The sequence below is a fragment of the Kitasatospora sp. NPDC023176 genome, from assembly GCF_055560495.1.
On record NZ_JBVHIP010000074.1, the window covers coordinates 1 to 12,206 of the forward strand.

A 12,206-nucleotide genomic window follows, 5' to 3' on the forward strand; every position below is an offset into this window, starting at 1 on the left:
GCGATGCCGAGCGTGGAGTGGTGCGGGTGGAAGCCGCTGACCAGGACGGTCGTGGACTGCGCGAGCAGGTAGAGGCCGAGCAGTGCGAAGCCGGCCCCGATCAGCCTCAGCGCCCGCTTCTGCCGTTCCTCGCCGCTGCCGGACAGCTCCCAGAGCACGACGGTGGAGGCGCCGATCTCGATCAGGGAGTCCAGGCCGAAGCCGGCCAGCGCGACCGAGCGGGCGCCGATCGCGGCGACCGCGAGGATCACGATGCCGATCACGTTCCAGCCCAGCGTCGCGTACTCGAGGGCGAAACCCCGGCGGAGCAGAGTGCGGTGGGAGGTCGCGGTCACGTCGGTCACGGTCGGATTCTGCCAGAGCCGGAGCCAGAGCCAGAGCCAGAGCCCGGCGCCGTGGACGTCAGAGGTGGAAGCGCCGGGTCCCGCCGGGTCGGATGGTCGCCTCCGCGCCGCGCACCCGGATCCGGACCGGTTCCTGGCGGTCCTCGCGCAGGCTCACCGTGACGGTCCGGCGGTCGACGGCGATCGTCAGGCCCCAGTGCCCCCGGTAGCGCAGGTCCAGCTCCAGCCGGCCGAGGGCGGACGGCAGATGGGGGTCGAGCCAGAGGGCGTCCTCGCGGACCTCCAGTCCGGTGTAGCAGCGTTGCAGCAGGTCGACCGCGCCCGCCATGGCGCCCAGATGGACGCCCTCGGCCGTGGTCCCGAGCTGGCTGTCCCGCAGGTCCGCGACCAGGGCGTCGCGGAAGTGGTGCCAGGAGGCGCGGCGGTCGGAGCGGGTGAGCACCCAGGCGTGCACCACCGAACTGAGCGTCGAGCCGTGCACGGTGCGCCGCAGGTAGTAGTGGGTCGTGCGGCGCAACAGCTCGTGCCCGGCCGGGTGGCCGAGGCGGCGCAGCAGGTCCCGGACCTCACGGGCGGAGAACAGGAACCAGAGCATCAGCGCGTCGGCCTGCTTGGAGACCTGGTAGCGGTTGACGGTGTCGCCCTCGGCCTCCAGGATCCGGTCGAGCCGGCGCAGGTCGGGGTAGCGGCGCCGGTAGCCCTCCCAGTCGAGTTCGGCGAGCCGCTCGTAGCCGTCGAACTGGCTCAACACGCCCTCGTGGAAGGGGACGTGGAGGTGGCGGCCGACGTCCTGCCAGCGGTCCAGTTCCCGGTCGTCCAAGGCGAGGCGTTCGCGCAGCTCGTCGCGCCGGTGGCCGGGCAGGACGTCCAGGGCGTCCTGGGCCCGGGCGAGCACCCAGGAGGCCAGCACGTTGGTGTACGCGTTGTCGTCCAGGCCCGGCCGGTCCGCCCACGGGTAGGCGTCGTGGTACTCGTCGGGGCCCAGTACGCCGCGGATCGACCAGTGCCCCCGGGCCGGGTCGTGGACAGCGGCCGAGGACCAGAACCGGGCGATCTCCAGCAGCATCTCGGTGCCGGCCGTGGCGAGGAAGTCCCGGTCCCCGGTTGACTGGTAGTACTGCCAGATGTTGTACGCGACGGCCGAGCCGACGTGCCGCTGGAGGTGGCTGTGGTCGGGCAGCCAGCGGCCGGACAACGGGTTGAGGTGCAGCTGTTGCGACTCCTCCCGGCCGTCGGCGGCACTCTGCCACGGGTACGCCGCCCCGCGCAGCCCGAGCGAGTGGGCCTCCCGTCGGGCGGCGTCCAGGCGGCGATGGCGGTAGCGCAGGACGGCGCGGGCCAGCTCCGGGAAGCGCAGGTTGAAGAGCCGCAGCACGAACAGCTCGTCCCAGAACACGTGGCCCCGGTACGCCTCGCCGTGCAGGCCGCGGGCCGGGATGCCGACGTCCAGGTCGACGGAGTGCTCCGAGTAGGTCTGGAGCAGGTGGAACAGGTTCAGGTGCAGCGGGCCGGCGCCGTCGAAGTCGGCTTCGATGCGGCAGCGGCGCCACAACTCTTCCCAGCGCAGCGTGTGTTGGGCGAGAAGTTGGGCGAAGGCCCCGGCCTCGGCGGCGAGTTGGCGGGAGGCGCGCAGCGGGGTCTCGATGGCCCGGTCGTGGGAGGTGTACACCGCGACCGTCTTCGTCACGGTGACGGGCTCGCCCCGCACGGCGTCCAGGGTGAGGAGGTGGGCCGCCCACCCCACGCGGCACTCGGTGGTCACCCGCGCCCGGCCTCCAGGCATCCGGTCCGCACTCGTCCGGGCGCACAGGGCGATGCGCAGCGGTGAGCCGATCGCCTCGCTCTCCAGCCAGAGCAGCCCAATGTCGTCGACCCCCTGACCGGCCGGGGTGAGGTGGCGCTCGGTGAGCCCCCGGTAACGGCGGACACCGGTGTTGGCGACATCGCCGTCCAGGCCGGAGCGGACCTCCAGCGGCCCGGACCAGTTCTCCGGCGTGAAGGTGCTCTCCAGCGCGAGCAGGTGCGGCTGCGCCTGGCTGGCGAGGCGGCGCTGAACCAGCCCGGTCCGCCGGCCCAGTGCGTCCACCACCAGCGCCCGTCGGGTCAGCACGCCCCGGCGCAGGTCCAGTTCCAGGGTCTGTTCGGCCGGGGGCCCGGTGAACCAGGTGCCGCCGGCCGGGCGGAAGGTCAGCGGCAGCCAGTTGGAGCCGTTGACCAGGTCCTCGTTGGAGACGGTGCGCCCGGCGACGGTCGACTCCGCTTGGTCGTAGCAGCCTGCCAGGTACGTCCCCGGGTAGTGGACGCCGTCCGCGACGGACTCCGGCGCGGCGCCCCGGCTGACCAGGTAGCCGTTGCCGACGGCGCACAGCGCCTCGCGGAGCCCCTCCTCGCCGGGGTCGAAGCCCTGGTAGCGGAGCGTCCACGGATCCGGCATGTCGGGGTACCCCGGCGGCGGGTCCGATGCCACGAGGTGACCTCCCGTGTCGACTGACCTTCCTCCAGTCTGCGCACGGCGCCGCCGGGCCGCCCGGCGGCCTGCGTAGGGTCGGTCGGCCCTCGTGGCGTGCGGCACCGGCGTGGAGGCTGAAGGGGTAGAACGGCGACGGCCGAGGAGGCGCCATGTCCATCGTTCACCCGCCGCGGGTGACCGCCGAAGCTCTGCTGGCCGACGGCACCACCGTCGAACTCCGCCCGCTCGGTCCGGGCGACCACCGCGCGGTGCTGGACCTGCACGCCGAGGGGATGTCGGAGGAGAGCCGCCGGATGCGGTTCTTCGGGGTGAGCCGCAACGCGCCCGCGCAGGCCGCCGACCGGCTGTGCGGGCCGCCCCGGGCGGGCCTGCTGGCGCTCGGTGCCTGGGTGGGGGAGGAGCTGATCGGGGAGGCGGACTGCGAGCTGCTGGACCAGCCGCCGGCGACCGCCGAGCTGGCTCTGGCGGTGGCGGACCGCTGGCACGGCCGGGGCGCGGCCACCCTGCTGCTGGAACACCTGGTGCACGCCGCCCGGGCCGCGGGCGTCCGCTTCTTCGAGGCCGACACCCTGTTCGGCAACCGGGCCGTCCACCGGGTCTTCGCTGACCTCGGGCTGCCGGTCGAGCGCCGGTACACCCAGGGCGAGGTCAGGATCCGGGTGCCGCTGGACGACGAGGTCGGCGAGCGCTACCGCTCCGCCGTGGACGAGCGCGGCCGCCGCGCCGACGTCGCGAGCCTGGCCGCGCTGCTGCGCCCGGCGTCGGTGGCGGTGATCGGGGCGTCCCGGCGGGCGGGTTCGGTCGGCCGGACCGTCCTCGGGCGGATCCGGCGGGGCGGCTTCGTGGGGGAGGTGTGGGCGGTCAACCCGCACACCGGGGAGATCGACGGCCGGCCGGCGTATCCCTCCGTCCGCGCGCTGCCCGCCGTGCCCGACCTCGCGGTGCTGGCCGTGCCCGCGGGAGCCGTGCCGGCGGTGGCCGAGGAGTGCGGCGCTGCCGGAGTCCGGGCGCTGCTGGTGCTCACCTCCGGCCTCGGACCGGAGCAGGCTCGCGCCCTGATGCACGCCTGCCGTCGGCACAGCATGCGCCTGGTCGGACCGAACAGCCTCGGCATGGCACAGACCGACCCCGCCGTCCGGCTGGACGCCGAGTTCGGCGGGGCCTTCCCCCGGCCGGGCACCGCCGGGGTGGCGGTGCAGAGCGGCGGGGTGGGGATCGCGCTGCTCCAGCGGTTGGCCTGGCTGGGCATCGGGGTGTCGAGCTTCGTCTCGCTCGGCGACAAGTACGACGTCAGCGGCAACGACCTGTTGCAGTGGTGGGAGGCGGACGGCCGCACCGACCTCGCGCTGCTCCATCTGGAGTCCTTCGGCAGCCCGCGCGCCTTCGCCCGCACCGCCCGGCGGGTCACCCGGACGATCCCGGTGCTGACGGTGGACGCCGGGCGCTCCACCGCCGGCCGCCGGGGCGCCGCCTCGCACACCGCGGCCGCCGCCACCCCCACCGTCACCCGGGAGGCGCTCTTCCGGCAGGCCGGGATCACCGCGACCCGCAGCATCGAGGAACTCGTCGAGGTGGCGGCCCTGTTGCACGCCCAGCCGCTGCCCGACCCGCGCGGCGCGGTGGCCGTGGTGTCCAACGCGGGCGGCATCGGCATCCTGGCCGCCGACGCCTGCGCCGAGGCGGGGCTGCTGTTGCCGGAACTCCCCTCCGAACTTGCGAAGTTGCTTCCGCCCGGGGCCTCTGTCCGTAATCCGGTGGACACCACGGCGGCGGTGGGTCCGACCGAACTCGCTTTGTTCCTGCGTGCGTTGGAGCGTGAGGAGGCCGTGGACGCGATCCTGGTGTGCATCGCGCCGACGGCGCTGTGCGAGAGCCCCGGCCAGGATCCGGTGCGCGCCCTGCTGGAGGGTCCGGCCCGGCGCCGGGTCCCGATCGCGGCGGTCCTGCTCGACCAGCAGGTGCCCGTGCGCTACCGCGGCTGCGCCGACGGCGGCATGCTGCCCGCGTACTCCGACGGCCTCTCCGCAGCCCGCGCCCTCGCCCACGCCCGGGACCGCGCCCGTCGGCTCGCGGAGCCGTTCTCGCCGCCGGCCGACGCCCCGGACTGCGACCGGCGCGCCGCCCGCAGCTTGGTCGACGGCCATCTCACCGCCCATCCTGAGGGAGGCTGGCTCGACCCGCTCTCCACCGCCGATCTGCTGGAGGCGTACGGGCTGCCGCTCACCACGACCGTCTGGGCCCGCGACGAGCACACCGTGTCCGTCGCCGCCACCGGCCTGCGCCGGCTCGGGCACGAGGGGAAGGTCGCGCTCAAGGCGTACTGGCCCGGGCAGGTGCACAAGAGTGCCTCCGGGGCGGTCCGCACCGGCCTTGGCAGCGATGCCGAAGTGCGTTCCGCCTATCGGGAGTTCACCAGTCGGTTCGGGGGAGAGCTGGAGGGAGCGGTGGTCCAGCCGATGGCCGCGCCCGGTATCGAGCTGCTCGCGGGCGTCGTCCAGGACCAGGTCTTCGGCCCGCTGATCGTCCTCGGCCTGGGCGGCGCCGCCGCCGACGTGCTGGCCGACCGGGTGGCCCGGCTCGCCCCGCTGAGTGAGCGGGACCTGACCGCCATGGTCGCCGAACTACGCAGCGCTCCACTGCTGTTGGGCAACGGCGGGGAACCTCCGGTCGACCTCGCGGCGGTGCGGTCCGTCCTCGCCCGGCTGTCCCGGCTCGCCGACGACTTCCCCGAGCTCGTCGAGGCCGACCTCAATCCTGTCATCGCCCGCCCCGACGGCGCGCTCTGCGTGGACGCCAGGGTCCGCCTCGAACGCCGGCCGTCCTTCGACCCCTACCTGCGACGACTGCGGCGTCCGGCGGCGGCCGAAGCGGAGTGAACCGCCAGGAAACACAGCATCCTCGACGGCTCGGACTCGACGGCTCGGAGGCCGACACCTTCCCGGCCTCCGAGCCGGTACGACCACCCGGCCGCACGCTGGTCCGCACCTGCATGAGCCGGCCCGGCGTCGCCGTCACCCCCGGCACCGACTTCGCCACCGTCACCGCCGTGCTGATCGCCTCCGACACCGCACCGCTGCCGCACCGCTGACGGTGCGCCGGCCCTCGACGGTGACCGCCCTGGTCCGGCGCTTGGGGATCGTGCGGCGGGGGCGGGGTCTGTCGCTCACGGCCGGCCAGTGTGAGATGCCCCGGCCGCGGAAGCGCGGCCGGGGCTGGGGGCGTCGGTCGGTGCGTTCGGCCGGTGCTCCCCGCTCCGGCCGTCGGCTCCGCCTGGGACGGTCAGGCGCCGAGGATCTTCGCCTTCTGGGCGGCGAACTCGGCTTCGGTCAGCACTCCCTGTTCCTTGAGGGCGGCGAGCTTCTGGAGCCGGTCGATCGTGTCGTCGGTGCTGGTGGGGGCCGCGGCCGGCGGTGGTGCCTGGTAGGTGGCGGCCTGTGCGGCCGTCGCGTCCTGCTGGGCCCACCGGCCGGCTTGCCGCCGCGATACGCGGTTGGACACGGCCGTCGCCGTTCCGGCGATCGCGGCGGTGCGGGCCACTCCTCGAATCAGTCCGGGCATGGGATCCTTCTCCTTCGTCGTTGGCGCGGGATGTGCGCGGTCAGGCCGAGCCGTCGGTGACCTCGACGGCTTCCAGCGCCGCCAGCACGGACTGGACCGGGATCCGGCCGCCGGCGACGAACTGGGCGCCGGCGCGGCGCAGGGCGGCCGCCAGGGGGGCGGCCCACAGGTTCTCGTAGACGAGGACGGCGGCGGAGCTCCCGGGCTCCAGGGCGTTCGCCGCCTCGCTGATGTCGTCGTCGCCCAGCAGCCCCGACGAGGCGCCTTCGAACACGGTGAGGTCGAGCTGTCCGTCGCCGTCCAGATCGGCGACCTCCATCGCGGTGAAGGAGCCGTCCGATTCCTTCCTGACGAAGGTCAGGTCCAGGATCCGGATGATGCCCCGGTCGACCAGGTCGAGGAGCAGGGGCATACCCTCACCGGTCAGACGGGTACCGGGGAACTCGACGACCAGGTAGTCGATCGGGCCGAGTTCGTTGATGTCGTCGGCGGAAGCGTTACTCATGGCAACTCCTTTGCGGAGGGAGAGGGTTGGGCGCGGAAGGGGAGCTCACAGCGCCTTCCGCCGGCTGGCGCGCCTTCCGGAGGCTGTCCGGCCGACTCGTGGTGGACCGGCGGACTCGTGGCAGCGAGGCCGTTCACACCCCGGACCGTTCACACCCCGGCCCGTGCGGTGATCCGGCCCTCGGCGATCGCGGCGGTGAGTGCGGCGTGGTCGGAGCGGGTCTGCTCGGCGTAGGCAAGTGCGAAGTCGGCGACGGCCCGTTCGAAGACGTCGCCGGCACCCAGGTAGGCGGCGATGGCGACGCGGTCCCCGGAGCGTGCGTGGCCGCGTGCGAGGGTGCGGCCGCACAGGTCGGCGTACTGCTCCAGGAGGGACCGGGGCATGCCGTCGATCACGGCGGAGCCCTTCATGTCCCGCAGTTGCCGCCAGTAGAAGTCGCGGCCCGCCGGGCCGGTGGCCCAGCCGAGGAAGATGTCACCGGCGGCCTGGAGCCGGCGTTGTCCGTCGACCACCCGCCGCCCCTGGTGCCGGTGGAGGCTGGGTGGGAGGTACGGCTCCAGCACCGAGCGTTCCGCCTCCTTCACCTGGAGGAAGAGCGGCTCGCCGGTGAGTCGTCCCCGGAAGAGGCCGATGTAGCAGCGCGTGCCGACGCTGCCCACGCCGACCACCTTGCGGGCGGCGTCGATCAGCTCGAAGCGGTCCAGGAGCGCCGCCCGCTCGTCGGGGAGGGTGGCGCGGTAGTCGGTGAGGATCTGGTGGAGCTGGGACACGTCCTGCGGGTCCACCGGTTCGAGCAGCGGCGGGTCGTGGACGATGCGGGGCTCACCGTCCGGGCCCGGTTCGGTGAGTTTGGCCAGGGCCTGCAGGCTGGTGCGCCCGCGTGCCTTCGCCAGGGCGCCCTCGACGCGCTTGCGGTACTTCGGCACCTGGACCTGCGGCAGGAGATCGGCGGTGTCGACCCGCTCGTACCAGACGTCGAGTTCGCCCAGGCTCGCGAGCCGTCGCATGGCGATCCGGTACGCCCGGGCGGATGCCAGAGCGGCGGCCCACGCGGATGCGTCCGGTTCGTCGTTCTCGCGCGCGGCCACGGCGACACTGGCGGCCAGGCGTTTGACGTCCCACTCGAACGGGCCCGGGAGGGTCTCGTCGAAGTCGTTGAGGTCGAACAGCAGGGCGCGCTCGGGCGAGGCGAAGAGACCGAAGTTGCACAGGTGCGCGTCCCCGCAGAGCTGGACGGTGAGCCCGGTGTTCGGGGAGGCGGCGAGGTCCGCGGCCAGGATGGCGGGCGCGCCCCGCAGGAAGGCGAACCGGGACGCGGCCATGCGGCCGTACCGGATCGGGACCAGCTCCGGGACACGGGAGGCGGCCTGCTGCTCCAGGACGTCGACGGGGTCGGACCGCTCCGGTGCGGGGGCCCAGCTCCCGAGGGCCGAGCGCGGCAGGCGCTTGCGGGCCTGCCGCCCCGCTGCGACGGAGTCGGTGGTCATCGGTTCCACCTGGCCAGTGTCGCCGCGCTCCGGCCCAGCCGGGTGCCCGAGGCGGCCGATCGGGTGCACGCTCCGGTCGTTGCGGGCGTCATCAGCGCGGCTGCGGGCCGGTCGGGTGCACGACCGTCCTGGTGCTCTCGACGACGCGCGCGACGGCGTGCGCCATCGCGCCGACGATGACGAACAGGCTGGTGATGAGGATCCAGCCGTCCCGCTCGTTGACGTCGGGGCCGGCAGGGGGAGCGGCGCGGTCCGACACGGACGCACGCTGGGGAGCGGGGCGCACCATGTCCTTGGCGATCGCGACGACGCCCGACAACGCGTGCGCGACCGCGCCGGCGACGAGCGCCGAGGTACCGAGGACGACCCAGTCGACACGTCCGAGTTCGGTGGAGCCGGGCGCGACGGTGAGACGTGATGTGCGGTGGTGGATGCCGGGCATTGGTCTCGCCTCCTTCGGTGAGTGCGATGGGACGATCCCTCCCTTCCGACGTTCACAGAAGACGGCCGGGGCGCCATGGGCCGTTCGGCCCAGATATCGCGGGTCGGACGGCAGGGGGACCGTGTGTGACGGCGACGCTCCCGAGCGGAGTCAAGACCCTCGCGGGTAAAGGCCGTTCGGGCCCTTGACGCGGTCCGGTCGGCCCACGACCGGGTGACAGGCCCGGTCCTACGGTGGACGTAGGGCCTCCGGTCCGAGGCCTTCCGCCAGCCGAGCTTCCGGGGTGATCGTGATGAGAGACGACGACCTACTCCGCACCAGGGCCACGATGTGCCGGGACACCGCGTCGGTGTCGTTGGAAGGCGAACTCGACATCGCGACGACGCCGCTCGTGGGCGATGCCGTCGCCCGGGCCATCGCGGCTCGTCCGCATCGGCTGGACCTCGACGTCGCGGGCCTCACCTTCTGCGACGCCGCCGGTGTGCGAGCACTCCTCCAGGCCCGCCGGGTCTGCCGCGTCCACCACGCGGAGTTCCGTCTCATCGGCATCCAGCCGAGGTTCCAGCGCGTCCTCGCCCTGCTCCGGGTCGCCGAACTCCTGCCCGCTCCACCGGCGCCGAGCCCGAGCCCGGCGGCCGCCCTCTCCTCGGAGCCCCTGTGAACCGGCTTTGCCTCTCTCTCCCGCTGCCCGTCTCCCGTTCCGGGCCAGGCGGCCGTTACCGAAGGAGTCCGTGTCATGACCAGTAGCGCCACCGAAGCGTCCCGCACCACCCCGGTCCCCGAGCCGCGCCCCTTTGCGACCGGGTGGACGATCTTCGCGGCGATCATGCTGACCGCCGGCGGCATCATGGCGATCTTCCAGGGGATCGCCGGCATCGCCAAGGACAGCCTGATCGTCGTCACCCGGCACTACGTGTACTCGATGAACACCACAGGATGGGGATGGATCCATCTGATCCTCGGCGTCGTGGTCGTCCTGGCGGGCGTGGCGCTGTTCAGCGGCGCCGCCTGGGCCCGTGTCGTCGGTGTCATCGTCGCCGGGCTGGGAATGATCGCCAACTTCCTGTGGCTGCCCTACTACCCGTTCTGGGCGATCGTCCTGATCGCGATCGACGCCTTCGTCATCTGGGCGCTGTGCGTCGGAACGACCAGACAAGAGGCCTGACGGCCCCGGACGACGACCGTTCCGGGTCCCCGCACGGCTTCGGCCGTGCGGGGACCGTCCTTCCGCGTTCGTCGGGGCCGGATTCGAAGTCTCCAGCAGCCGGGCCAGTCGGCCCTGGCCCGGCTGCCACGTACCCGTCGGCGATCCCCAGCGCGATGGTGTTCGGCCTGTCGGGCGGCCCGCCGTTCGGCGAAACGGCGCCGAGGTTTCACCTGCCGGGGGCGGGTCCGGTCCCCGGGGCGCATCCCGGTCGCGGTCGCCCGGGAGCGCGCGGCCATACGGCCGTACCTCCTCCGGACGGACCACCCCGGGGTGCCGGTGGCCGGGGTCTACGGGGCAATGGTGGTCAGCGGTGCCACGGCCGCGCGGAGAGCCGGGAGAACTGATGAACGAGCCGCCGGGCCTCCGTCCGCACGGGGGACGGACGAGGCGGGCAACAGCGGCTCGCCCCCCGGGGCCGGGCGCCCCGCCATGGCCGGGCGGATCGTCATGAGCACGGTCTCGGCCGTGCTGATCACGCTGAGCTGCATCCTGGTGCCGGTCTCGCTGCTCGCCGCGTCCGGACGGGTGGGCGAAAGTCGCGGTACCGGTGAGTGACGCCGGGTGGGCAGGGGTGGCGGTGGCCGGTGTCACCGCCGCCTACGCACTCGGTTCGCGACGGCTGGCGGGCACACCGGTGTCCGCGGCCATCGTGTTCGTCGGGGCCGGCGTCCTGCTGGGGCCGGTCGGCCTCGACCTGATCAGCCTGGAACACGACCCCGGGCCGCTGCTCACCCCCCTGGAAGCCGCCCTGACCCTGGTGCTGTTCACCGACGCCATGGCCGTGCGTCCCCGGGACCTGCGCACCGGCGCCGCCCTCCCGGGCCGACTGCTCGGCATCGGCCTGGTGCCCAGCATCGCGCTGGGCTGGCTGCTGGCCTGGCCGCTGCTGCCCGGGCTCACCGGGTGGGAGCTCGCGCTGGTGGGCACCGTCCTCGCCCCTACCGACGCGGCGCTCGGCAGCAGCGCGATCGCCAACCCCCGGGTGCCGGGGCTGGTGCGCCAGGCCCTGAACGTGGAGAGCGGGCTCAACGACGGCATGGTGCTGCCGTTCTTCGTGCTCTTCCTGGCGGCCATCCCCGGCACCCCGTACGCCGAGGAGGGGGCCGACGGGACCTTCTGGAGGGCGCTGCTGCTCAGCACCGTCCTCGGCCTGGCGGTCGGGGGTGGTGGCGGCCGGCTGCTGCGGTGGTCGCTCGAACACGGCTGGATCACCAGGGAATGGCGTCAGCTCCTCGTCCTCGCGGTGGCTGCGGCGTCCTACGGCTTGGCCGCGGTCACCCACGGAAGCGGCTTCATCGCGGCCTGGGTGGCCGGGTTCGCCTTCGCGTACGCGAAGCGCGGCAGCGGGCCGGCGGTGCCGGACCGTGATGACACCGCCGACTTCGCCGAGGACCTGGGCAACCTGCTGGCCCTGCTGAGCCTGCTGGTCTTCGGCGCCGTGCTGCTCGGCCCGGCACTGGAGCACCTCAGCTGGCGCATCGTCGGCTACGCCGTGCTCAGTCTCACCGTGGTCAGAATGGTCCCGGTCGCCCTCTCCCTCGCCGGAACCGGGCTCAAGGCGCCCACCGTGGCCTACGTCGCGTGGTTCGGGCCGCGCGGTCTGGCCTCGGTCGTGCTCGGGCTGCTGGTCGCGGAGCAGCACATCCCGGGGGTGGAACTGATCGGCCGGGTGGTCGCGGTCACCGTCGGCCTCAGCGTGATCCTGCACGGGGTGTCCGCGGTGGTGCTCTCGGACCGCTACGGCCGCTGGTACGAGCGCGCCGCCGAGCGTGACCCGGGCCTGCGGGAGAGCGCTCGCAGGCCGCCCGCGATCCGGCGCCGCTGGGTCGACCCGACCGGCTCACCGGGGGAGTGAGGCCGCCGCCCGGTGTCATACCTCACCCGGTCAGCCCCCGTCGGCCACGCCCAGCGATGTGCCTTCGCCCGCCTGCTCGGCTGGCCCGCCTGGCATGGCGACACCGATCGGCCCGCGCCCGCCGGGGCCACTGCTCGCCCCTGACCGCAGATCCCCGATTCACGAACAGGACCCGCCCCTGCCCACGCCCTCGAGCCTCGCGGCCGACGGGCCGGGCCGCGGACGCGTTGGCGGACGCCGCCCGCACCGCCGACCTGCTCGTACTCGGCCGCACCGGGCACCGCCTGGGCCCGGTCACCGGGCGGTGATCCACCGCGCCTGGTGTCCGGTCGTCGTCG

10 protein-coding genes and 1 pseudogene are annotated in these 12,206 nt (G+C 73.7%); 5 read left to right on the forward strand and 6 right to left on the reverse strand.

Features of this window, described 5'->3' with window-relative positions:
* Positions 1 to 344, reverse strand: a pseudogene (locus ACZ3YL_RS42015) (cation transporter); the annotation flags it as partial.
* A gap of 58 nt (positions 345 to 402) precedes the next feature.
* A complete protein-coding gene (locus ACZ3YL_RS42020; RefSeq protein WP_465663101.1) occupies positions 403 to 2,778 on the reverse strand; it encodes a glycoside hydrolase family 65 protein in 2,376 nt (791 codons plus the stop codon).
* A 185-nt stretch (positions 2,779 to 2,963) separates the two neighbouring features.
* Here ACZ3YL_RS42020 and ACZ3YL_RS42025 point away from each other — a divergent pair, with 185 nt between their 5' ends.
* Positions 2,964 to 5,690, forward strand: a complete 2,727-nt coding sequence (locus tag ACZ3YL_RS42025; protein ID WP_465663103.1) for a bifunctional acetate--CoA ligase family protein/GNAT family N-acetyltransferase — start codon at positions 2,964 to 2,966, stop codon at positions 5,688 to 5,690.
* Positions 5,687 to 5,902: a hypothetical protein gene (locus ACZ3YL_RS42030; RefSeq protein ID WP_465663105.1), complete on the forward strand. Its 216-nt coding sequence runs from the start codon at positions 5,687 to 5,689 to the stop codon at positions 5,900 to 5,902. Before ACZ3YL_RS42025 ends, ACZ3YL_RS42030 begins: the two co-directional genes overlap by 4 nt.
* A 191-nt stretch (positions 5,903 to 6,093) precedes the next feature.
* On the opposite strand, the gene ACZ3YL_RS42035 is transcribed toward ACZ3YL_RS42030, so the two are convergent.
* The 4 genes from ACZ3YL_RS42035 to ACZ3YL_RS42050 form a co-directional block, all read right to left on the reverse strand.
* The gene (locus ACZ3YL_RS42035; RefSeq protein WP_188305430.1) at positions 6,094 to 6,372 is read right to left on the reverse strand and encodes an SHOCT domain-containing protein; all 279 of its coding nucleotides are present in this window, start codon (positions 6,370 to 6,372) and stop codon (positions 6,094 to 6,096) included.
* A 40-nt stretch (positions 6,373 to 6,412) separates the two neighbouring features.
* Positions 6,413 to 6,877 (reverse strand): DUF6325 family protein, encoded by a 465-nt coding sequence (locus tag ACZ3YL_RS42040; protein ID WP_188305431.1) that lies wholly within the window; start codon positions 6,875 to 6,877, stop codon positions 6,413 to 6,415.
* A 149-nt stretch (positions 6,878 to 7,026) separates the two neighbouring features.
* Positions 7,027 to 8,364 carry a DUF2252 domain-containing protein gene (locus tag ACZ3YL_RS42045; protein WP_465663107.1) on the reverse strand — a complete coding sequence of 446 codons (1,338 nt, stop codon included), beginning with the start codon at positions 8,362 to 8,364 and terminating at the stop codon, positions 7,027 to 7,029.
* Positions 8,365 to 8,455: 91 nt separating this feature from the next.
* Complete coding sequence (locus ACZ3YL_RS42050) at positions 8,456 to 8,806, reverse strand: hypothetical protein (protein WP_188305433.1); 351 nt, start codon at positions 8,804 to 8,806, stop codon at positions 8,456 to 8,458.
* A 292-nt stretch (positions 8,807 to 9,098) separates the two neighbouring features.
* On the opposite strand from ACZ3YL_RS42050, the gene ACZ3YL_RS42055 reads away from it, so the two are divergent.
* The 3 genes from ACZ3YL_RS42055 (at position 9,099) to ACZ3YL_RS42065 (ending at position 11,868) form a co-directional block, all read left to right on the forward strand.
* Positions 9,099 to 9,467 (forward strand): STAS domain-containing protein, encoded by a 369-nt coding sequence (locus tag ACZ3YL_RS42055; protein WP_188305434.1) that lies wholly within the window; start codon positions 9,099 to 9,101, stop codon positions 9,465 to 9,467.
* Positions 9,468 to 9,542: 75 nt separating this feature from the next.
* Positions 9,543 to 9,971: a DUF7144 family membrane protein gene (locus ACZ3YL_RS42060; RefSeq protein ID WP_188305435.1), complete on the forward strand. Its 429-nt coding sequence runs from the start codon at positions 9,543 to 9,545 to the stop codon at positions 9,969 to 9,971.
* 589 nt (positions 9,972 to 10,560) lie between these two features.
* Positions 10,561 to 11,868: a cation:proton antiporter gene (locus ACZ3YL_RS42065; protein WP_188305436.1), complete on the forward strand. Its 1,308-nt coding sequence runs from the start codon at positions 10,561 to 10,563 to the stop codon at positions 11,866 to 11,868.
* Positions 11,869 to 12,206 lie beyond the last annotated feature (338 nt).